Origin of the sequence: Shinella sp. NM-101 (assembly GCF_021401195.1) — a bacterium.
GTDB lineage: Bacteria > Pseudomonadota > Alphaproteobacteria > Rhizobiales > Rhizobiaceae > Shinella.
Genome location: NZ_JACBFT010000005.1, coordinates 159,193 through 182,885 on the forward strand (window position 1 = coordinate 159,193; position 23,693 = coordinate 182,885).

Annotated in this window: 10 protein-coding genes and 1 riboswitch; of the genes, 4 read left to right on the forward strand and 6 right to left on the reverse strand. The window is 66.9% G+C overall.

What is annotated here, in order from left to right:
- Positions 1–53 precede the first annotated feature (53 nt).
- Both pyc and L0976_RS12210 read right to left on the reverse strand, forming a co-directional pair.
- A complete protein-coding gene (pyc, locus tag L0976_RS12205) occupies positions 54–3,512 on the reverse strand; it encodes a pyruvate carboxylase (protein WP_234187540.1) in 3,459 nt (1,152 codons plus the stop codon).
- A gap of 114 nt (positions 3,513–3,626) precedes the next feature.
- The gene (locus tag L0976_RS12210) at positions 3,627–4,367 is read right to left on the reverse strand and encodes a LuxR family transcriptional regulator (RefSeq protein WP_234187542.1); all 741 of its coding nucleotides are present in this window, start codon (positions 4,365–4,367) and stop codon (positions 3,627–3,629) included.
- A gap of 304 nt (positions 4,368–4,671) precedes the next feature.
- Between L0976_RS12210 and L0976_RS12215 the strand changes: the two genes are divergently transcribed.
- Positions 4,672–6,429: a glucan ABC transporter ATP-binding protein/ permease gene (locus tag L0976_RS12215; protein WP_203316847.1), complete on the forward strand. Its 1,758-nt coding sequence runs from the start codon at positions 4,672–4,674 to the stop codon at positions 6,427–6,429.
- 6 nt (positions 6,430–6,435) lie between these two features.
- Here L0976_RS12215 and L0976_RS12220 read toward each other — a convergent pair whose 3' ends face one another.
- Together L0976_RS12220 and L0976_RS12225 are read right to left on the reverse strand one after the other, a co-directional pair.
- The gene (locus L0976_RS12220; protein WP_234187544.1) at positions 6,436–7,605 is read right to left on the reverse strand and encodes an OpgC family protein; all 1,170 of its coding nucleotides are present in this window, start codon (positions 7,603–7,605) and stop codon (positions 6,436–6,438) included.
- Positions 7,606–7,631: 26 nt separating this feature from the next.
- Positions 7,632–16,118: a GH36-type glycosyl hydrolase domain-containing protein gene (locus L0976_RS12225; RefSeq protein WP_234187545.1), complete on the reverse strand. Its 8,487-nt coding sequence runs from the start codon at positions 16,116–16,118 to the stop codon at positions 7,632–7,634.
- Between the two features lie 405 nt (positions 16,119–16,523).
- Positions 16,524–16,743, forward strand: a riboswitch (cobalamin riboswitch).
- Positions 16,744–16,836: 93 nt separating this feature from the next.
- On the opposite strand from L0976_RS12225, the gene L0976_RS12230 reads away from it, so the two are divergent.
- Both L0976_RS12230 and metH read left to right on the forward strand, forming a co-directional pair.
- Entirely contained in the window at positions 16,837–17,052 is a 216-nt protein-coding gene (locus L0976_RS12230; protein WP_234187546.1) for a hypothetical protein, read from the forward strand.
- Between the two features lie 83 nt (positions 17,053–17,135).
- A complete protein-coding gene (metH, locus tag L0976_RS12235) occupies positions 17,136–20,927 on the forward strand; it encodes a methionine synthase (RefSeq protein ID WP_234187548.1) in 3,792 nt (1,263 codons plus the stop codon).
- A gap of 4 nt (positions 20,928–20,931) precedes the next feature.
- Here the strand turns inward: metH and L0976_RS12240 are convergent, their stop codons facing one another.
- On the reverse strand, positions 20,932–21,966 hold the full coding sequence (locus L0976_RS12240) for a YeiH family protein (protein ID WP_234187549.1): 1,035 nt from the start codon (positions 21,964–21,966) through the stop codon (positions 20,932–20,934).
- A 75-nt stretch (positions 21,967–22,041) separates the two neighbouring features.
- Here L0976_RS12240 and L0976_RS12245 point away from each other — a divergent pair, with 75 nt between their 5' ends.
- The gene (locus L0976_RS12245) at positions 22,042–22,935 is read left to right on the forward strand and encodes a LysR substrate-binding domain-containing protein (protein WP_370643647.1); all 894 of its coding nucleotides are present in this window, start codon (positions 22,042–22,044) and stop codon (positions 22,933–22,935) included.
- Here L0976_RS12245 and cobM read toward each other — a convergent pair.
- Complete coding sequence (cobM, locus tag L0976_RS12250; RefSeq protein ID WP_203316853.1) at positions 22,932–23,693, reverse strand: precorrin-4 C(11)-methyltransferase; 762 nt, start codon at positions 23,691–23,693, stop codon at positions 22,932–22,934. The genes L0976_RS12245 and cobM overlap by 4 nt on opposite strands.

Here is a 23,693-nt window from a genome sequence, read left to right on the forward strand (position 1 = left end):
GAGGGGACGGGGCCATCCCCCATCCCCTGCCATGCTTTCCGCCGTCGGTCCGGTCAGGCGCCGTAGACGATGAGAAGGTCCTTCGCGTCGATCTGGTCGCCGGCCTTGACGAGGACTTCCGAGATCATGCCGTCCTTCTCCGCATGCAGCGCCGTCTCCATCTTCATCGCCTCGATGGACAGCAGTACGTCGCCGGCCTTGACCGCCTGGCCGGCCGAGACCGAGACCGTGGAGATGACGCCCGGCATCGGCGCGCCGAGATGGGCGGCGTTTCCGGCATCGGCCTTGCGGCGCACGGCCGAGGTGGCGGCGCGGTTGCGATCCGGCACCTTGATGAGGCGCGGCTGGCCGTTGAGCTCGAAGAACACCTTGACCATGCCCTGCGCATCCGGCTCGCTTTTCGCCTGGTGCAGGATGACGAGGGAAACGCCCTTTTCCAGCTCCGGCTGCAGCTCCTCGCCGGGCGCCAGGCCGTAGAAATAGGCCGGCGTCGGCAGCACGCTGACCGGGCCGTACAGGTCGGCGGCGAGCGCATAGTCGGTGAAGACCTTGGGATACATGAGGTAGGAGGCGAACTCGAAGTCGTCGACCTTGCGCTCCAGCTTGTCCTCGATGGCCTTCCGCTCGGCATTAAGATCGGCCGGCGGCAGCAGCGAGCCCGGCACCGCGGTATAGGGCTGCTCGCCCTTCAGCGCCTTCTTCTGCAGGCCGGCCGGCCAGCCGCCCGGGGGCTGGCCGAGATCGCCCTTCAGCATCGAGACGACCGATTCAGGGAAGGCGATGTCCTTGCCCGGATTCTCGACATCGGCGACCGTGAGGTCCTGGCTGACCATCATCAGCGCCATGTCGCCCACCACCTTGGAGGACGGCGTCACCTTGACGATGTCGCCGAACATCTGGTTGGCGTCGGCATAGGCCTGCGCGACGCGGTGCCACTTGGTTTCCAGGCCGAGCGAGCGGGCCTGTTCCTTGAGGTTGGTGAACTGGCCGCCCGGCATTTCATGCAGATAGACTTCGGAAGCCGGCCCCTTGAGGTCGCTTTCGAAGGCGGCATACTGGAAGCGCACCGCCTCCCAGTAGAAGGAGATGCGGCGGATCCATTCGGGATCGAGGCCGGGATCGCGTTCCGAGCCCTTCAGTGCCTCGACGATCGAGCCGAGGCACGGCTGCGACGTGTTGCCGGAGAGCGCATCCATCGCCGCATCGACCACGTCGACGCCGGATTCGACGGCGGCGAGCACCGTGGCGGCGGCAATGCCCGAGGTGTCGTGGGTGTGGAAATGGATCGGCAGGTCCGTCGCCTCGCGCAGCGCCCTGAAGAGCACGCGTGCGGCGGCGGGCTTCAGCAGGCCCGCCATGTCCTTCACCGCGATCATGTGCGCGCCGGCCTTTTCCAGTTCGCCCGCAAGGGCGGTGTAGTACTTGAGGTCGTATTTCGGGCGGGCCGAATTCAGGAGGTCGCCGGTATAGCAGATCGCCGCCTCGCAGATCTTGTTCTCCTCGGCGACGGCGTCCATCGAGACGCGCATGTTGTCGACCCAGTTGAGGCAGTCGAAAACGCGGAAGACGTCGATGCCGCCTTTGGCCGCCTGGCGCACGAAATACTTCACGACATTGTCGGGATAGTTCTTGTAGCCGACGCCGTTCGCCCCGCGCAGCAGCATCTGCAGCAGCAGGTTCGGCGCGTCCTCGCGAATGCGGGCAAGGCGGTCCCATGGGTCTTCCGTCAGGAAGCGCATGGAGACGTCGAAGGTGGCGCCGCCCCAGCATTCCAGCGAGAAGAGCTGCGGCAGGGCGCGGGCATAGGTGCCGGCGACACGCGCGATGTCATGCGTGCGCATCCGGGTGGCGAGTAGCGACTGGTGCGCGTCGCGCATGGTCGTGTCCGTCAGGAAGACCTGGTTCTCGCCGCGCACCCATTCGGCGAACTTCTTCGGCCCGAGTTCGTCCAGCTTCTGCTTGGTACCGGGGGCGATCTCGCCCTCGATGAAGGGCACGACGGGCCGGGCGACGTCGGCCGGCGGCTTCGGCCGGCCCTTGGCCTCCGGATGGCCGTTGACGGTGACGTCGGCGAGATAGGTGAGCAGCTTGGTGGCGCGGTCCTGGCGCTTGACCTGCTGGAAGAGCTCCGGCGTGGTGTCGATGAAGCGTGTGGTGTAGGAATTGTCGCGGAACTTCTCGTGGCTGATGATCGCCTCGAGGAAGGTGAGGTTGGTCGCGACGCCGCGGATGCGGAACTCGCGCAGCGCCCGGTCCATGCGGTTGATCGCCTCCAGCGGGCTCGGCGCCCAGGCGGTGACCTTGACGAGCAGCGGATCGTAGAAGCGGGTGATTACCGCCCCCGGATAGGCCGTGCCGCCGTCGAGGCGGATGCCGAAGCCCGAGGCCGAGCGATAGCCGGTGATGCGGCCGTAGTCCGGGATGAAGTTCTGCTCGGGATCTTCCGTGGTGATGCGGCACTGGAGCGCGTGGCCGTTGAGGCGGATGTCCGCCTGCGCGGGCACGCCCGATTCCGGTGTGCCGATGGCATGGCCGTCGAGGATGTGGATCTGGGCTTTCACGATGTCGATGCCGGTCACGACCTCGGTGACGGTATGCTCGACCTGGATGCGCGGGTTCACCTCGATGAAGTAGAACTTGCCCGAGTCCATATCCATCAGGTATTCGACCGTACCGGCGCCGACATAGTTCGTCGCCTTGGCGATCTTGATGGAATAGGCGGCCAGTTCCTGGCGCTGGGCCTCGCTGAGATACGGAGCCGGCGCGCGTTCGACGACCTTCTGGTTGCGGCGCTGGACCGAACAGTCACGCTCGAAGAGATGCACGACATTGCCGTGGGTGTCGCCGAGGACCTGGCTTTCGACGTGGCGGGCGCGCTCGACGAGCTTTTCCAGATAGACCTCGTCCTTGCCGAAGGCGGCCTTGGCCTCGCGCTTGGCTTCCGTCACCTCGCGGATCAGGTCCTTCGGGTCGCGGATGGCGCGCATGCCGCGTCCGCCGCCGCCCCAGGATGCCTTGAGCATGACGGGATAGCCGATCTCGGCGGCAAGCCGGTGGATTTCCGTCTCGTCGTCCGGCAGCGGATCGGTGGCGGGCACGACCGGCACGCCGACGGAAATGGCGAGGTTGCGCGCGGCGACCTTGTTGCCGAGCTGGCGCATCGTATCCGGCCGCGGGCCGATGAAGGTGATGCCGGCGGCATCGCAAGCATCGACGAATTCGGGGCTTTCAGACAGAAGGCCGTAGCCGGGATGGATCGCGTCGGCGCCCGAGAGCTTGGCGACACGGATCACCTCGTCGATGGAAAGATAGCTCTCGATCGGGCCGAGGTCGCGCGCAAGATGGGAGCCGCGGCCGATCTGGTAGCTTTCGTCCGCCTTGAAGCGGTGCAGCGCCAGTTTGTCCTCCTCCGCCCATATCGCGACCGTTTTCAGCCCCAGTTCATTGGCCGCGCGGAACACGCGGATGGCGATTTCTGAACGGTTGGCGACAAGGATCTTGGAAATGGGCAAGTCGAGCTCCTCAATGACTTGGACGCGGGAAATGCTGCACCCGCGAAGGGATTATTAGCGGGTAATTTCCAAAGTTCAATTTTGCTTTCGTCATCGGGCGAAAGATTTGCGCCGTCAGGAAACCAGGCCGAGCCTGAAAGCGATGGCGATCGCGTGGTGCCGGTTGCGCGCGCCGAGCTTCTCCTGGATGCCGTTCATGTACCAGTCGACGGTGTGGCTGGAGATGCCGAGGACGCGGCCGATGTCGTGCGAGGTCATGCCCTCGGCCAGCAGGCTCAGCGCCTCCATCTCCCGGCGCGTCAGCTCGACATCGACGACGGCCGAAAGGCGTGCGGCCGTGTCCGGATCGGCCGCCTGGACGAGCTTCCAGTAGAGCCGCCGGGCGATGCCCTCGAAAAGCGCCACCTCGACGCCTTCCAGGTCGACCGGCCTGCCGCCGAGGCTGAGGCTGCCGATGAGCCCGCGCCGGCCGTGGACGGGAAACATGTAGCCGTCCTCCAGCCCGTTGTGACGCGCATCCACCATCATGCGCTCCATGCGCTTGCGGTGCGGGCTCGCACGGAAGGCGCCGAGCGTGTCGCGCCAGCGAAACCCCGCCTGCGCATAGCCGAGATAGCGCACGGTCGGATCGACGTGCATGTAGCGCTTGCGCAGATAGGTTTCCGGCCAGCCCACCGGCCAGTGGCCGGCAAGGAGCAGGTTCTCGGGCCCCTCCACGGGCCGCAGCGCCTTGATGAGCCCGTAATAATCGAAACCGTAAAGCGCCAGCAGGCGCTCGAACTCGGCCGTCGTCTCGTCCCGGCCGCGCAACTCGTCGATCAGTGCAAGGAATTGCACCAGCAAGTTGATCTTCATGTGCCCCGCGCTTGTCTGGCTTCGTTTAACCAACTGATAAAGCTGAACCCGACCGACAACCGGCCCAAGCGCTCCACTCGCATTCCCTGCCTTACAATTGGCAGGATCGCATGTTGGAAATCAATCGTTTTGCATGCGTGAGCGGGTTGAGTTCACAAAATCACGCAAGATTTCAACCCGGTCACGAAATTTGCTTGACCCGGAAGAACTTTTGCCTCTTCCGCTGATTAATACCCGCAGCGAAGGGACTGAAGGTGCACTCGCTGCACCGCACAACAGGTATCGCCGGAAAGGCCCCATTGCCGTGTCTTTGTTTCAGGTCTATGCACGAGCCCTCAGCTATCTCGGTACTTACAAGCTTCGCGTCGGCCTGGTGGTGGCCGCCAATATCGTTCTTGCGGTGATCACCATCGCCGAACCGATCCTGTTCGGCCGCATCATCGACGCCATCTCCAGCAAGGGCGACGTCACGCCGATGCTCCTGATGTGGGCAGGCTTCGGCCTGTTCAACACCATCGCCTACGTGCTCGTCGCGCGCGAGGCGGACCGGCTGGCCCATGGCCGCCGCGCGAGCCTCCTGACGGAGGCCTTCGGACGCATCATCTCCATGCCGCTGTCCTGGCACAGCCAGCGCGGCACCTCGAACGCGCTGCACACGCTGCTGCGCGCCTGCGAGACGCTGTTCGGCCTCTGGCTGGAATTCATGCGCACGCACCTTGCCACCGCCGTCGCGCTCGTCCTGCTGATCCCGACGGCCTTTGCGATGGACTATCGCCTGTCGCTGGTACTCGTCGTCCTTGGCGCGCTCTACGTCGTCATCGGCAAGGTGGTGATGAACCGCACCCGCGAAGGCCAGGCCTCGGTGGAGAACCACTATCACACGGTCTTCTCCCACGTCTCGGACTCGATCAGCAACGTCTCCGTCGTGCACAGCTACAACCGTATCGAGGCCGAGACGCGCGAATTGAAGCGCTTTGCCGAACGGCTGATCAATGCGCAGTTCCCGGTGCTCGACTGGTGGGCGCTCGCAAGCGCCCTCAACCGCATCGCGTCCACGATCTCCATGATGACGATCCTCGTCATCGGCACGGTTCTGGTGCAGCGCGGCGAGATCCGGGTCGGCGACGTCATCGCCTTCATCGGCTTTGCCGGCCTGCTGATCGGGCGCCTCGACCAGATGAAGGCCTTCGCCACGCAGATCTTCGAGGCGCGCGCCAAGCTGGAAGACTTCTTCACGCTCGAAGACGCCGTGAAGGAACGCGAGGAACCAGTCGGTGCCGGCGAGCTCGGCGAGGTGAAGGGCAAGGTCGAGTTCCGCAATGTCGGCTTCGACTTCGCCAATGCCACGCAGGGCGTGCGCGACGTCTCCTTCACGGTGGAGGCGGGCCAGACCGTCGCCATCGTCGGCCCGACGGGCGCCGGCAAGACAACGCTCGTCAATCTGCTCCAGCGGGTCTACGAGCCGCAATCCGGCCAGATCCTCATCGACGGCATCGACATCTCCACGGTGACGCGCAAGTCGCTGCGCCGCTCGATCGCAACCGTCTTCCAGGATGCGGGCCTGCTCAACCGCTCGATCTCCGACAATATCCGTCTCGGCCGCGAGGGCGCGACGCACGAGGAGATCGTCGCGGCGGCGGAGGCGGCGGCGGCGAACGACTTCATCGCCTCGCGCCAGAGCGGCTACGACACGCATGTCGGCGAGCGCGGCAACCGGCTTTCCGGCGGCGAGCGCCAGCGCATCGCCATTGCCCGCGCCATCCTGAAGAACGCGCCCATCCTCGTGCTCGACGAGGCGACCAGCGCGCTGGACGTGGAGACGGAGGCGCGCGTCAAGGCGGCGATCGATTCGCTGCGCCGCAACCGCACGACCTTCATCATCGCCCACCGCCTGTCGACGGTGCGCGAGGCCGACCTCGTCGTCTTCATGGATCACGGCCAGGTCGCCGAGCTGGGCACGTTCAACGACCTCAGCCAGAGCAACGGTCGCTTCGCCGCGCTCCTGAGAGCGAGCGGCATCCTGACGGATGACGACGTGCGCAAGAGCCACACGGCTGCCTGAGCGACGTCACCGCTTGCGCGGATCGCCGCCTTTGACCGGCAGGGCCTGCAGGCCCTGCCGTTTTGCATTCGCGATGACGGTTGCCTGCCAGTCGAGATAGCGCGCATAGGCAAAGTGCAGCGCGATGCCGAGGATCACGTAGAGCGTGCCGAGCACCGGGTTCTTCCCGGTGACGAACATCAGCACCTGCCCGGCCATGGCGAGGATCGTGCCGAAGATGAAGACGGCCAGCGAATGCCGGCCGACGGCCACCAGCGGATGCGACAGGGGCAGCGCCGCCCAGGTCGACAGGGCCGGGATCGTCGCCACGAGATAGGCGCCGGCCAGCACATGCAGGAGCCGGGTGGCCGACAGGAACGTCTTGTCGAAGCCGGTCAGGACGGCGGGCAATCCGTAGGACAAGTCGATGCTCCACCAGGAGAACACCACCCAGAACATCGAGACGACGAGATAGGCCGCCGAAAGCGCAAGCAGAACAGGGCTGCGCGGAAAACCCTTCGTCCTTGCCCGCAGCACGCCGACGAAGCCGATGACGAACAGGAACTGCCATGAGAGCGGGTTGAGGAACCAGTAGCCGTCGTCGAGGAAATTCGACGGCGCGATCCGCCAGATGCCGGCACAGAGCCAGATCGTGCCGGAGACGGCAAGGAGCAGGCGGGCGCTTCGCCGGTAGAGCCAGAGGAAGCCCGGAAGCATCAGGAAGAGCGCGGCATACATGGACAGGATGTTGTTGTAGCCGAACTGGTGGCCGAGCAGCACCATGCTGACGACGCCCTCGTCGGTGCGGTCGACGACCGCGCGCAGGTTGATTTCCGACAGCAGGTCCGGCCGGGCGAACCACAGCGCCCCGCCCGCGAAGATGGCGAAGGTGATGATGCTCGTCATGATATGGGCGACATAGAGCGTCAGCGCCCGGCGCAGGATGCGCAGCGTCACGGCCAGCCGCTCGCCGACGGCGAAACGCGACCCGTAGGCGAGCCCGACGGACATGCCGGAGATCAGCACGAAGGCCTCGGCCGAATCGGAAAAGCCGAAATTCTTGTGCGTCAGGTGCTCCAGGTACTGGCCCGGGACGTGGTTGACGAAGATCGTCAGGAGCGCGAGGGCGCGGAAGACGTCGAGGCGCGTGTCGCGTTCGCGCGGCACGGCGCCTGCCGGTCTGGTCTTGTCTGTCATGATACGCTCTGATTCACATAGGTGGATCAGAGCAAATAGCCCTCGTTTGAAGATTTGATGACGATGCCGTTCACGGTCGCCTGCCATCCGCCGTCATCCGCGCGGTCGACGCGGATGGAGAGCTTCTTCCCGTCGAGCACGAGCGTCGCGGTGTAGCCGCTCCACGCGGCCGGCAGGGCCGGCTCGACGAAGAGGCGGCCGTTCTCCTTGCGGATGCCGAGGATGCCCTCGACGGCCGCGCGGTAGAGCCAGCCGGCCGAGCCCGTATACCAGCTCCAGCCGCCCTGCCCGGTGCGCTCGCCCACCCCGTAGACGTCGGCCGCCACGACATAGGGCTCGACGCGGTAGCGCTCTGCGCCGTCCCGATCGAGCGCGTGCCGGATCGGATTGAGGAGGTCGAAGCAGGCATAGGCGTCGTCGCCCCGGCCCTGGCGCGCGAGCGCCAGCACGACCCAGGTCGCCGCATGGGTATACTGGCCGCCGTTCTCGCGCACGCCGGGCGGATAGGCCTTGATGTAGCCGGGATCCTGCGGGGTCTCGGCGAGCGGCGGGGTGAACAGGCGGATGATGCCGTTTTCCCGGTCGACGAGTTCGGCAAGGACGGCATCCATCGCCCGGCGCGACCGCGCCTCATCCCCCTCGCCGGACAGCACGCTCCAGCTCTGTGCGATGGAATCGATGCGGCATTCCGCGCTTTCCGAGGAGCCGAGCGGCGTGCCGTCGTCGTAGTAGCCGCGGCGATAATAGCCGCCGTCCCAGCCGGCGGTTTCCAGCGCTTGCCCGAGGCGGCCGAGATGGCCTTCCCAGGCATCGGCGCGGCCGTGGTCGCCGCGCGCGCGGGCGATCGGTACGAAGCCCCGCAACGTGCCGGCAAGGAGCCAGCCGAGCCAGACGCTGGTGCCGCGGCCGGCCTCGCCGACGCGGTTCATGCCGTCGTTCCAGTCACCGCCCAGGATGAGCGGCAGGCCGTTCTCGCCGGTGCGCCGGAGCGCAAGGTCGAGTGCGCGGGCGCAATGGTCGTAGAGCGACGCCTCCTCGGGCGAGCGGCCCGGCCTGAAGAAGGAATCGTGCTGCCCTTCGGCGAGCGGCGGGCCCTCGATGAAGGCGAGCGTCTCGTCGAGCACGCCATGGTCGCCGGTGGCCCGGCAATAGTATTCCACCGCATGGGCGAGCCAGACGACGTCGTCCGAGATCGTCGTGCGCACGCCGGCACCGGTATCCGGCAGCCACCAGTGCTGCACGTCGCCCTCGACGAACTGGCGCCGGGCCGCATTGAGGATCTGCCCGCGGGCAAGCTCCGGGCGATGCAGCACGAAGGCGAGCGTATCCTGCAACTGGTCGCGGAAACCATAGGCCCCGCTCGCCTGGTAGAAGGCCGAGCGCGCCATGATGCGGCAGCCGAGCGCCTGGTAGGGCAGCCAGTCGTTGACCATCCGGTCGAGCGCCGCATCCGGCGTCTTGACCTGCAACGTGCCGGTGAAGCCCTCCCAGAAGGTGCGGACCGACGCCATGACGGTATCGAAATCCGCCGCGCGGCTCTTGTCGGCGAGCGCCCGGGCGCTGTCGGCATCGGCCGTGTCGCCGAGCACGAAGACGAGCGCGCGCTTTTCACCGGGCTTCAGCGTGATGTCGACGGCAAGCGCCGCGCAGGGGTCGCCGATGCCGTCGGTATTGCCGGAAAGCGCCTGCCCCGTCGCAAGCGCTGCCGGCAGCCCGACGTCGCCGGTGCGGCCGATGAAGTCGCGCCGGCGCGCGGTGAAGCCCGCAAGCGGCGCATCGACGGCGAAGAAGCTGGTCCGGCCGGCGAAATCGAGGCTGTAGGGATTGGTGGCGAGCAGTGCGCCACTCTCCTCGTCGTGGCTGGTCAGCACGAAGGGCGCGGTCCGGGCGGGATTGTTGCCCAGCACCCATTCGACATAGCCGTAGACCGAGAGGCTGCGCGCCGTGTCGCCGGTATTCTTCACGACGAGGCGCGAATACTTGACCGGATCCTCGGGATCGACCGTCTGCACGAGGTCGAGCTCGATGCCGTCCTCCCAGCTTCTGAAGGCGGTGTAGCCGAGGCCGTGCCAGGTCTCGAACTTGACCGAGGACTTGCGCGAAAGAGCGGCAAAGGGCGTCATCACCGTGCCGCGGTCGCGGTCCCGCACGTAGAAGGCTTCGCCGGGGCGGTTGACGACGGGATCGTTGGTCCAGGGCGTCAACTGGAAGTCGCGCGAATTGCGGCTCCAGGTGAAGCCGGCGCCCTCCGCCGAGACATGGAAGCCGAACTCGCGGTTGGCGATTACGTTGATCCACGGCTGGGGCGTGGCTTCGCCGCCGCGCAGCCGCACGGCATATTCGCGGCGGTCCTCGTTGAAGCCGCCGAAGCCGTTCCAGAAGGACAGGCCATCGCCGTCGATCGCGACAGGCGCACCGTCCGGCGCGGCAAGCTTCGGCAGCGGCGTTTCCGCCTTCCCCTCCTCCTCGCCGCGCGGCGGTGCGAAGAGCGAGACGGTGCGGGCGATCTGGTCGGCAAGCGAGCCGTTGCGCGCGTGGAAGACGGCGCGGGCGGTCGCCAGCAACGCCTGCCAGGTGGAAACCTCCATCAGGTCGCGGCGCACCGTGAAGACATGCTGGCGCACGCCGTCGGACTGGCCGCGCATGCGCAGGTTCTCGCACATCTGGTCGAGCGTGTGCTGCATGTCCTGCGCATAGGAGGTGGCGCGCTCGTTGAGGATCACGAGGTCTGCCGTCACGCCGCGGTGGCGCAGATATTCCTGCGCGCGCAGCGCCTCGCGGGCGACGTCGAGGTCGATCTCGTCGTTGATGCGCACGACGAAGATCGGGAAGTCGCCGGAAATGGCCAGCGGCCAGAGCGAGGACTGCGGGGCGAGCCCCGCCTGGATCGTGCCGGCATCGGCACGCAGGTGCATGTCGGGATAGGTAAGGTAGCGGCCGAGCGTCTGGAAGCTCGCCGCCTCCTGCGAGGTCACGCCGACATGGCGCATATGCACCTGCGAGCGCGTCCAGGCATGGATCATCTCGTGGTTGAAGCTGTCCGGGTGGCGGTAGCGGTCGACGGCCGCGTCAACTTCGGCCCGGCTCGGCGCCGCGATGGTCCAGAAGATCACCTTGACCTTCTTGCCGGCCGGAACGCGCACGACGCGGCGCAGCGCGATGACCGGATCGAGCGTGAAGCCGTCCGTGCCGGAGAGCTGCGCGCCGGGGTCGAAGGCGGCGGCCGTCGCCAGCGAGCGGCCGCGGCCGATGAAGCGGCGGCGGTCCGTCTCGATCTCGGTGCGGCGCGAGGGACCGGCATTGTCGACGATGAGATGGGCGATCGCCATGTCCGGTTCGTTCGGGTGGCGCTTGCGCCGCTCCGCGCGCACGACGTCGCCGCGCTTGCCGATCTCGGTGCGGATGAACATCTTCGAGAAGAGCGGGTGGGCGCTGTCGGCATCGTCGGTCGAGATGACCGGCTCCATGTAGGAGGTCACCTCGATGAAGCGGTCCTCGGTGCCCGTGTTGAGCAGCGTCAGGCGGCGGCCTTCGGCATCGTGCTCGGTGGCGACGATGCACTCGACCTCGCTCGTCAGCGTGCCGACGGTCTTGAGGAATTCCGCCTTGTCGTCGCCGAACTGCGTCTTCGTCTCCTCGCCCTCGATGCGCTTCGGCTCGGCGGTGGCGGACCACCATTCGTTCGTCGCCGTGTCGCGCAGGAAGAGGAAGGAGCCCCAGCGGTCTTCCGTCGGATCGGGCTTCCAGCGGGTGACGGCCTGGCCGTTCCAGCGCGAATAGCCCGCGCCCGTCGCCGTCAGCATCACGGAATAGTGCCCGTTCGACAGGAACACGGCCTCGCGCTCGCGCGCGACCGGATCCTTGAAGATGCGGATTTCCGGGCGCAGCAGGTCGGCCTGCGTGCTGCCGACGGTCTCCGGCTCGCGCTTGGCGTTGATGACCGGAATGTCGCGCGGCGCCTTTTCCTGCAGCAGCAGCTCGGCCGCCTCGATCACGGGATCCGAATGGAAACGTTCGCGCAGCGCGCCGTTGAAGACGACATTGGCGACGGCGGCGATCGACATGCCGTGGTGGTGCGCCATGTAGTTGCGCACGACGGCGCAGGTCTTGCCCTCCGGCACGCGGGTCGGCGTGAAGTCGACGGCGTCGTGGAAGCCGTAGACGCCGAGCGCGCCGAGCTTGCGCAGCCGCTCGAGGTTCTCCAGCGCCGCCTTCGGGGCATATTGCGTGGCGAGCAGCGAGGCATAGGGCGCGATGACGGCGTTCTGCCCGAGGCCGCGCTTGAGGCCGAGCGTCGGCACGCCGAAATTGGTGTACTGGTAGGTCAGCTCGTGGTCGCGGGCGTTGAAGGCCGCCTCCGAGATGCCCCAGGGCGTGCCGAGGCGGCGGCCGTGGTTCATCTGCTCGACAACCACCAGGTTGTTGGTCTGGTTGAGGATGCCGCCCTGGCGCTCCTGCATGACGAGCGGGGGCATGAGGTATTCGAACATCGAGCCCGACCAGGAGATGAGCGCCCCGCGCGAGCCGACCGGAACGACCGGCCGGCCGAGCTTGTACCAGTGCTCGGTGGGCAAATCCCCCTTGGCGATGGCAAAAAGGCTGGTAAGGCGGGCTTCGGAGGCGAGCAGGTCGTAGCAGGCTTCGTCCAGCTCGTTCGTCTCGACGCGGTAGCCGATGGACAGGAGGCGCCTCTCCGGGCGGAACAGGAAGCCGAAATCCATCGAGAAGGCGATGTCGCGCGCCCGGTCGCGCAGCACGACGAGCCGGTCGCGCAGCGCCTCGATGCTGCCGAGGTCGAAGACGCTGTCGGCGATATGCGCCTCGCAGGTCGAGACCAGCGCGCCCGCCCAGTGCACGACCTCTCCGCTCTGCGCCGACTTGATCTCGTGGTCGAGGTTGACGATGAGCTTGTTGACGTCGCGCGCCAGCACCGCAAGGTTGATGACGCGGATGGAGGCGAATTCGTGCTCGCGCTTGACGGCGGCGAGCGCGTTGTGGAAGCCGTCGATGCGCTCCTTGATGAGACGGCGCAGCGGACGCACGGTCTTGCGGTCGTCCGGAAGCTGCTTCAGCGTCTCCGAGAGGATCGAGGCGACGTCGCCGATGCCGTCGAGGCTGCCCTGGAGATGTGCCGAGGGGGCTTCGGCCCATTCGCGGCACATGGAGGAGACGGCGATAAGGTGGCCGGCGAGGTTGCCGCTGTCGACCGCCGAGACATAGCGCGGGCCGAGCGTTTCCAGTGTGTTGGTGCGATACCAGTTGAAGAGGTGGCCGCGGTATTTCGGCATGCCGTCGACGGTTGAGATGGTCTGCTCGAGGCGGCGGACCGTTTCCTCGAAGCTGACCCAGCCGAAATCGCGCGCCGAGATGACCGAGAGCAGGTAGACGCCGATATTGGTGGGCGAAGTCCGCTCTGCGAGCACCGGCTGCGGCGTTTCCTGGAAATTGTCCGGCGGCAGGAAATGCTGCTCGGCGGTGACGAACTCCTCGAAGTAGCGCCATGTGCGCCGGGCGAACTTGCGCAGCTCGGCCGAGACGTGGTCGGACACGACGAGCTGGTCCTCGGTCTCGGCCGTCTGGCTGACATACCAGGCGATGACGGGCGAAAGCATCCAGACGAGGGCGAAGGGAACGCCGATGAAGGGCAGGCCCGTCTTCGAGACCATGGCGAGCGCCACGGAGAGAACGGCCAGCGCCGGGGCCTGCCACATCGACTTGTAATGGGCGAGGATGCCGCCGCGCGCCGCGCTGTCGGCCTGCGCGGCCGTGCGCCATTCCAGCATCAGCCGGCGGCTGACGAAGGTGCGGTAGAGCGAGCGCACGATCGCATCGGCCATCAGCGCCGCCGAATGGGCGATGAAGGCGATGCGCAGGGCCACCTGCGCATTGGCCGCGCGGATGTCGGAGAAGACGCGGTGGACATGGGCGCGCGCCACGATGTCGTTGCGGCGCGGCATGATGCCGGAGATCAGCGACAGCGTCGGGGCGACGAAGAGCAGGAAGATCAGCACGAGCTGCCAGACGAGCGCCTGGCGCGGCTCCATGTAGTACCAGCCCATGACGGAGGCGACGAGCCAGCCGATCGGGATGAGGCTGCGGCGCAGGTTGTCGTACATCTTCCAGCGGCCGAGCATGGAAATGCCGCTCGACGGGCTGAAGAGATAGGGCAGGAGCTGCCAGTCGCCGCGTGCCCAGCGATGCTGGCGCGACGTCTCGACGCCGTAGCGGGTCGGGAAGTCCTCGACGAGTTCGAGGTCCGTCACCAGCGCGCAGCGGGCGAGCGAGCCTTCGAGCAGGTCGTGGCTGAGCACCGCGTTCTCGCCGATCCGCCCCTTCACCGCCGCCTCGAAGGCGTCGACATGGTAGAGGCCCTTGCCGGTGAAGGTGCCCTCGCCCACGAGGTCCTGGTAGACGTCGGAAACCGTGAAGACATAGGGATCGATGCCGCGGTCGGCGGAGAAGATGCGCTGGAAGGTGGACGCCTCCTTGCCCGTCGTCAGCGACGGCGTGACGCGCGGCTGGAGGATGGCGTAGCCGGCGACGACCTCGCCCGTCGCCTCGTCGATGACGGGGCGGTTGATCGGATGGTGCATCTTGCCGACGAGCTTGGTCACCGCGTCGCGCATCAGGCGCGTGTCGGAATCGAGCGTCATGACGTATTTGACGCCCGCCGGCACGACATTGGCGCCCGGCAGGAAGGTCGTGTCGCCGTCGCCGCGCAGGAGCAGGTTCAGCTCGTGCAGCTTGCCGCGCTTGCGCTCCCAGCCCATCCACACGCCTTCCGACGGATTGTAGAGGCGGCGGCGGTGCAGGAGGTAGAAGCGCATGCGCCCGTCATAGGCATAGCGGGCGGAAAGCGCGGCGATCTCGCGCTTGGCATAGTCGAGGACCTCGAGGTCGGCGGGCGTCTCCTCGGACGGGCTGTCGGCCCAGTCGCTGATGAGGGCGAAATAGATCTCGCCGCGCGGATTGGCGAGGTAATGGACCTCGAGGTTGCGCACGAGCTCGTCGACATGGTCGCGCTTGGAAATGAGACAGGGCACCACGAGAAGCGTGCGCGCATCCTCGGGAATGCCGTCCTTGAATTCATAGCCGACGAGCCGGGACGGCGTGACGAAGAACGTCACCAGCGTGTTGAAGAGGCCCGTCGCACCTTCCGAGGCCGGCAGCGCGAAGAGGACGAGCATGATCAGCCATGCGCCGTTCGGAATGTCGAGCTGGTCGAGGAAATAATAGACCGCGACCATCGCAAGCAGCGTCAGGGCGATGTTCGGGCCGGCAATGGCGAACCAGTCCAGCTTGCGGGTGAGGCGCACGATGCGCTGGACGAGCGAGGGGCGGTAGCCGATGCGCCTTTCGAGGAGCTTGCGCTTCTTGCCGACGAGGAAGGCGCCGACATTGGCCTCGTAGTCCGGGTCGTCGGCATGGGCGGCGGCGTCTTCCGCCGTCATGGCAAGCGCCGTCTCGGTGACCTCGAGCTCGGTCTTGCCGGACCGGCGTGCGAAGCGCTCGATCGTGTTGCGGTACTTGTTGCGCGAGCCGAAATCGAGGTCGCTGTAGTCCGAACGCTGGCGCAGCGCCTCGTCGAGGCGGCTGACGCTCTCGAACCAGACAGGCCATTCCGTGTCGTCCACCGTGCGCAGGCTCTTGATGAGCGAGCTCATCGTGACATTGCCCGAGGAAAGGCGGTTGTTCTCCGCCACGATCAGCTCTTCCAGGTCGCTGCCGCGGCTCTCGATCTTGCGCTCCAGCCACTGGAGCACCGCGCCGGAGGCCTGCAGGCCGTCGCGCAGGCGGTAGAGGAGCTGGATGACGAAGGTGTTGTCCTCGACGAAGCTCTCCATCGAGCGCAGATACGCGATGCCCTTCTCCGGATCGTTGAGGCGGATCAGCTCGTCGGCCACCTCGTTCGCCTTGAAGCGCATCTTGCGCGAGCGCTCGACGCGGCTGGAAATGCGCCGGAGGTTTTCCAGCAGCACGAAGCGGACGAAGGAGGGCAGCGCCCACAATTCGCCGATCTTCAGCGCGTCGACCTTCTGGAAGCCCTGGACGAAGGCCGTCAGGCTCTCCTCGGAGATGCTGCTGTGCGTATGGGCGACATAGAGCCAGGCGAGCGCCAAGGTGCGCGGGATCGCCTGTCCGTCGACCTCCATGGTCGGAAGCTGGCGCAGGAAGCGCCGGGGGAAGTCGCGCCGGACCTCCTGGATCGCCTCCTCGATGACGTAGTAGTTGTCGAGCAGCCATTCGGCGGCGGGGGTGATCTGCGCGCCGGCCTCCACGTCCTTGGCCGTCGCCTGGTAGACGCGGAAGATCTCCTTCTCGTTCTCCTTGTGCCGGGGGCGGAACTCGAAGGGCTGGTAGCCCGGCAGGGACACGGTCCTGTCGTGCGCGAGCGCCTCGCCGCATGCGGCGAGCTCCTCCAGCGTCAGATAGGTGGCGCGGATCGAATCGTTGTAGTCGATCTGCTTTGCGTCGGCATCGCGCGGGGCTTGCGGCGTATTTTGAAGGGGCATGTTTCTGATTCTGGATCCGGCCATGTTGAGCCATCCGGCGGCGGCCTTGGCGCCGGAGGGTTTTTCGCGGACAGGCTTCTTCTCGGCGCCGCGGTCAGCCATGACACCGGACCGCGCCCTCATGGCGCCTCACGGATCGATATGGCTCAAGCGACACGCTGATGGGCATCCTGGCCGCGTGGTGCATGAAAACGGCATTTTTTAGCCGTAAGGACAGAGACTTGCAACATGTCAACAGGACCGGACGGCGCAGCATGAAGCCCTCATCTGCGGTTTTGGTGAATCGCCCCTCCCCGACGGGGCGAGCCTGAACAGGATGCAGGCGGAAGCGGAAATGCGCGGGGACAACAAAAGTTCCCGGCCTCTCTCGATAAGGCACGCCATTGACTTGGCCGGCCCGTGGCGCCAGTCTGCCGGCGTCAGGGTCTTCCGAGTCGAAAACGGCCGGAGGCTAAGAGGGAAGCCGGTGCGATGCTCCGAAAGGAGCGCCAAGGCCGGCGCTGCCCCCGCAACTGTGAACGGCGAGCTGCTGTCGATCGATGCCACTGGCGCGAAAGCACCGGGAAGGCGCGGCAGAAGCGACGACCCGCAAGCCAGGAGACCTGCCCCGACAGTTCGTAACGTCCATGGGCGGGGTGTCCCAAGGGTGCGCTTGCTCGCCGTCGGCGAATTCCAGCAGCGTGCGTCCGGCCATCCCCCAATTCCGATTGGGGAAGAAATGTCTCTATTCATCGAAAACCAGCCTTCCGGCAACGGGAAGCCGGAATCCGTCTTCATCTCCTGGCTGCTCTGGCAGCCGCGCGGCGCGGACCTCGCGGTCGAGGCGCTGAAGGAGGTGCAGAAGCTTTCCCGCTATGAAAACCCCGATCCGGACATCGCACGGCTCAAGGCCCTGTTCGCCTCGCTCGCCGGCGCGAACGGGCCGCTGCACTAGGTCAATCGCATAAAGACATATTGACATAAAGATACGTTTATGTGAATTCCGGCGTGATATGTTGCGCACCGGAGGGCTTCGCCATGGCCAATTCTCACCTGGATACCCTGTTCGGCCCCGAACTGCCGAAACGGGACGGAAGCGAGATCCGCGCCGCCCTCGAAGCCGCCGCCCGCCAGCGTATCCTCGTGCTCGACGGCGCGATGGGCACGGAAATCCAGACGCTGAAGCTGGTGGAGGAGGATTTCCGGGGAACACGCTTCGGCGACTGCGCCTGCCACCAGCAGGGCAACAACGACCTGCTGACGCTGACCCAGCCGGGCGCGATCGAGGACATCCACTACCGCTATGCGCTCGCCGGCGCCGACATCCTCGAGACCAACACCTTCTCCTCCACGTCGATCGCCCAGGCCGACTACGGCATGGAGGACATGGTCTATGAGCTGAACCGCGACGGCGCGCGCCTTGCCCGCCGCGCCGGCCTGAGGGCGCAGGAGAAGGACGGCAGGCGCCGCTTCGTCGCCGGCGCGCTCGGCCCGACCAACCGCACCGCCTCCATCTCGCCCGACGTCAACAATCCCGGCTACCGTGCCGTCACCTTCGACGACCTGAGGCTCGCCTATGCCGATCAGGTGCGCGGCCTCGTCGACGGCGGCGCCGACATCATCCTCATCGAGACGATCTTCGACACGCTGAACGCCAAGGCCGCGATCTTCGCCACGCGCGAAGTGTTCGAGGAAAAGGGCATCGAGCTGCCGATCATGATCTCGGGCACGATCACCGACCTGTCCGGCCGCACGCTCTCCGGCCAGACGCCCGAGGCCTTCTGGAACTCGGTGCGCCATGCCGCCCCCTTCTCCATCGGCCTCAACTGCGCGCTCGGCGCCAATGCGATGCGCGCCCATCTCGCCGAAATCGCCTCCGTCGCGCAGACCTTCGTCTGCGCCTACCCGAATGCCGGCCTGCCGAACGCCTTCGGCCAGTATGACGAGAGCCCCGAGGAGATGGCCGCGCAGATCGAGGGCTTCATGCGCGACGGCCTCGTCAACGTGGTTGGCGGCTGCTGCGGCTCGACGCCGGACCACATCCGCGCCATCGCCGGGGCCGCAGCCCGCCACAGGCCGCGCGAAATCCCCGACATTCCCCGCCACATGCGCCTTTCCGGCCTCGAACCCTTCACGCTGACCGAGGCCATCCCCTTCGTGAACGTCGGCGAGCGCACCAACGTCACCGGCTCGGCGAAATTCCGCAAGCTGATCACGGCCGGCGACTACGCGGCCGCGCTCGACGTCGCGCGCGACCAGGTAGCGAACGGCGCGCAGATCATCGACATCAACATGGACGAGGGCCTCATCGATTCCGCCAAGGCGATGACGGAATATCTCAACCTCATTGCCGCCGAGCCCGACATTGCCCGCGTGCCCGTCATGATCGATTCGTCGAAATGGGAGGTGATAGAGGCGGGCCTGAAATGCGTGCAGGGCAAGCCGCTGGTCAACTCGATCTCGCTGAAGGAGGGCGAGGAGGCCTTCCTGCACCACGCGAAGCTCGTGCGCGCCTATGGCGCCGCCGTCGTCGTCATGGCCTTCGACGAGAAAGGCCAGGCCGATACGAAGGTGCGCAAGGTGGAGATCTGCACCCGCGCCTACAAGCTCCTGACCGAGGTCGCCGGCCTTGCCCCCGAGGACATCGTCTTCGACCCCAATATCTTCGCCGTCGCCACCGGCATCGAGGAGCACGACAATTACGGCGTCGACTTCATCGAGGCGACTGCCGAGATCACCGCGAGCCTGCCCCACGTCCACATCTCCGGCGGCGTCTCCAACCTCTCCTTCTCCTTCCGCGGCAACGAGCCGGTGCGTGAGGCGATGCACGCCGTGTTCCTCTACCACGCCATCCAGGCGGGCATGGACATGGGCATCGTGAACGCCGGCCAGCTCGCCGTCTACGATACGATCGAGCCCGAGCTGCGCGAGGCCTGTGAGGACGTGGTGCTGAACCGCGCGCCGAAAGCCGGCGGCACCGCCACCGAGCGCATGCTTGACATCGCCGAGCGCTTCAAGGGCGCGGCCGGCAAGGAAGCGAAGGAACGGGACCTTGCCTGGCGCGACTGGCCGGTGGAGAAGCGGCTGGAACACGCGCTCGTCAACGGCATCACCGAATTCGTGGAGATCGACACGGAGGAGGCGCGGCAGAATGCCGAGCGCCCGCTGCACGTCATCGAAGGCCCGCTGATGGCCGGCATGAACGTCGTCGGCGACCTCTTCGGCGCGGGCAAGATGTTCCTCCCGCAGGTCGTGAAATCGGCCCGCGTGATGAAGCAGGCCGTCGCCGTGCTGCTGCCCTACATGGAGGCGGAAAAGCGCGCCAACGGCGGCAGCGGGGAACGCGAGAGCGCCGGCAAGATCCTGATGGCGACCGTCAAGGGCGACGTGCACGACATCGGCAAGAACATCGTCGGCGTCGTGCTCGCCTGCAACAATTACGAGATCATCGACCTCGGCGTGATGGTGCCGGCGACGAAGATCCTCGAGACGGCAAAGGCGGAGAAGGTCGACATCATCGGCCTTTCCGGCCTCATCACCCCCTCGCTCGACGAGATGGTGCATGTCGCCGCCGAGATGGAGCGCGAGGGTTTCGACATCCCCCTCCTCATCGGCGGGGCGACGACGAGCCGCGTGCATACGGCGGTGAAGATCCACCCGCGCTACGAGCGTGGCCAGACCGTCTACGTCACGGACGCGAGCCGCGCCGTCGGCGTCGTCGGCAGCCTGCTGTCGGCGGAGATGAAGCCCGGCTATGTCGAGACGCTGAAGGCGGAATACCGCAAGGTGGCCGATGCCCATGCGCGCAGCGAAGCGGAAAAGCAGCGCCTTCCCCTCGCCCGGGCCCGGGAAAATGCCTTCCGGGCCGACTGGTCGGCCTATGAACCGAAGACACCGTCCTTCCTCGGCACCCGCGTCTTCCAGGATTGGGACCTTGCCGAGCTTGCCCGCTACATCGACTGGACGCCCTTCTTCCAGACCTGGGAACTGAAGGGCGTCTATCCGAAGATCCTCGACGACGAGAAGCAGGGCGTCGCCGCCCGCCAGCTCTTCGCCGACGCGCAGGCGATGCTGGAGAAGATCATCGCGGAAAAGTGGTTCACGCCGAAGGCCGTCGTCGGCTTCTGGCCGGCCGGCACCGTCGGCGACGACATCCGCCTCTTCACCGACGAGGCGCGGGGCAAGGAGCTCGCCACCTTCTTCACGCTCCGCCAGCAGCTCTCCAAGCGCGACGGCCGGCCGAACGTGGCGCTCTCCGACTTCGTCGCGCCCGTCGACAGCGGCCGGAAGGATTATCTCGGCGGCTTCGTCGTGACGGCCGGCATCGGTGAGATCGCCATCGCCGAGCGCTTCGAGCGGGCGAACGACGACTACAACTCGATCCTCGTCAAGGCGCTGGCCGACCGCTTCGCCGAAGCCTTCGCCGAGCGCATGCACGAAGTTGTCCGCAAGGAATTGTGGGGCTATGCGGCCGACGAGACCTTCTCGCCCGGCGAGCTGATCGGCGAGCCCTATGCCGGCATCCGCCCCGCGCCGGGCTATCCCGCCCAGCCGGACCACACGGAAAAGACGACGCTTTTCCGCCTGCTCGACGCGGAAAGGGAAATCGGCGTGACCCTGACGGAAAGCTATGCCATGTGGCCCGGCTCCTCCGTCTCCGGCCTCTACATCGCCTCGCCCGAAAGCTACTATTTCGGCGTCGCCAAGGTGGAGCGCGACCAGGTGGAGGACTATGCGCGTCGCAAGGACATGGCGGTCCCGGAGGTGGAGCGCTGGCTCGGCCCCGTGCTCAACTACGTGCCGACCACCGTGCGGGAAAACGCGGCCTGAGGCCTCAGGCCGTCGCGAGGTTGAGCAGCAGCACCATGGCGTAGCTGGCGGCGACCAGCAGGCCGAGCGAGAGCACGACCGCCACTGTCACCCGCGGCCCGGCGCGCAGGACGCGCCTGACGTCGATGCCGAGGCCGAGCGCGGCCATGGAGAGGATGGTCAGCACGGTGGCGGCCTTGCCCATCGTCTCCGCCAGTCCCGCCTCGATGAGGCCGAAGCTGCGCGCGCCAAGCAGGGCGAGGAAGCCGAGGATGAACCACGGCACCATCAGGTGCAGCGCCGGCCGGCGGCCGCCCGCCGTGCCGGAGACAAGCGACAGCACGAAGACGACCGGCCCGAGCATCAGCACGCGCACCAGCTTGACGAAGGTGCCGATCTGGATGCTGAGGGCGGAGACCGGGGCGGTGGCGGCCAAGACCTGCGGCACCGCATAGACCGTCATGCCCGCCATCACGCCATAGCCCGTCGCCGACAGGCCGAGCAGCGGCACGAGCGCCGGCAGGAGCAGCACCGTCACCATGCCGAGGACGGCGGTGAAGGCGATGGAGGAGGCGACATCCTCCGCATCCGCGCGGATCACCGGCGCCGTGGCGGCGATCGCGGAATTGCCGCAGATGGAATTGCCGCAGGCAACCAGCAGCGCGACGCGGCGCGACAGCCCGAGCCCCCGGCCGATCCCGTAGCTGGCGGTCAGGACCGCGGCCACCACCACCGCGATGGCCCCGACCAGCGGCAGGCCCATGCCCCTGATCGCCGCCGCGCTGACGCTCGCGCCGAGCAGCACGATGGCGATCTCCAGGAAGTACTTCGCCGAAAAGGCGATGCCCGGATCGAAGCGCTCCGAGCGGCGAAGCAAGAGGCGGACGACGGCGCCGACGAGGATCGCCAGCACCAGCGCCTCGATCCACGCACCGCCCGTCAGCCGCACTTCCAGCCACTCCGCGACGACGGCGAGGCCGGAGACCAGCACCGAGAGGACGACGCCCGGCACCAGTGCGCGAATTCCACGGATCGGATGTTTCCTGGTTATTTTTTCCATGCGAAGATCAATGCGCTTGAAAAAATATTCGATCCATCGGCAAATATCTGACATTTCATTCGATTGGATCGAACAATGATGACGCTGGAGCAGCTCCGCATCTTCGTCGCCGTGGCGGAGCGCGAGCACCTCACCCGCGCCGCCGAGGCGCTGCACCTCACGCCGTCGGCCACAAGTTCGGCGATCCGCGTGCTGGAGGAGCGCTACGGCATCGCCCTCTTCCACCGCACGGGCCGGCGGATCGAGCTGACGGAGGCAGGCCTTGCCTTCCTGCCGGAGGCCAAGGCGACGCTGGCGCGCGCGACGAGCGCGGACCTTTTCCTCACCGAGATCGGCGGCCTCAGGCGCGGCATGCTCGCCATCGCCGCGAGCCAGACGGTCGGCGGCTACTGGCTGCCGCCGTTCCTGATGCGCTTCCATGAAGCCTACCCGGCCATCGGAATCCGCATGACGGGCGGCAATACCGAGCAGGCGGCCGAGGCCGTTCTGGAGGGACGGGCGGAGCTGGGGATCGTCGAGGGTGACGTGAACCACCCGGCCCTGTCGCAGCGCATCGTCGCCCGCGACCGGGTACTCGTCGTCGCGCCGGCCGGCCACCCGCTCGCCGGCCGGCCGGTCACGCCGCAGGAGATGACGGGCGCCCGCTGGGTGCTGCGCGAACCCGGCTCCGGCACGCGCAGCGCGCTAACCTCGGTGCTGGACGAAACGGCACTGGAGATAGCCCTGTCGCTGCCTTCCAACGAGGCGGTGCGCAGCGCCGTGCTGGCGGGCGACGCGCTGACGGCCGTTTCGGAATATGTGGTGCGGGACGATCTGGCGGCGGGCCGGCTCGTGCCCGTTGCATTCGAGCTGCCCGAGCGCGCCTTCCGCCTAGTGCGGCACAAGGAGCGCTACCGCTCCAGGGCCGCGCTCGCCTTCGAGGCATTGCTTGGGGACCGAACGGCAAGGCCGGATGCCGGCCGGCCCTAGTCGCCGCGGCCGCGGAAGCGGCGCTGGTAGGCGGGATCGTAGAGCGAGCTCTCGCGAAAATCCGCCGCGGAAAGCGTGCGGCCGACGAAGATCAGCGCGGTTCGCTCGATGGGCTCTTGCGCGACCCTTGCGGCAATGTCGGCGAGCGTGCCGCGCACGATCCGCTCGTCCGGCCAGGAGGCCTTGACCACGATGGCGACCGGGCAGTCGGCTCCATAGAGCGGCGTCAGGTCCTCGACCACCTTGTCGAGGGCGTGGATGGCGAGATGGATGGCGAGCGTCGCCCCCGTCGCGCCGAACCCTTCCAGCGTCTCGCGGTTCGGCATGGGCGAGGCCCGGCCGGAAACGCGGGTGAGCACGAGGCTCTGCGCGACGGCCGGGATGGTCAGCTCGCGGCCGAGCGCGGCGGCGGCGGCGGCGAAGGAGGGCACGCCCGGCGTCATCGTATAGGCGATGCCGTGCGTCTCCAGCCGGCGGATCTGTTCGGCGACGGCACTCCAGACCGAGAGGTCGCCGGAATGCAGCCGCGCCACGTCCTCGCCGGCCGTGGCGGCGCGGACATACTCCGCCTCGATCTCGTCCAGCGACATCGGCGCCGTATCGACGATGCGCGCGCCGGGCGGGCAATATTGCAGCAGTTCCGGCGAGACGATGGAACCGGCATAGAGGCAGACCGGGCACCTGCCGATGAGGTCGCGGCCGCGGACGGTGATGAGGTCGGCGGCACCCGGGCCGGCGCCGATGAAGTGAACGGTCAT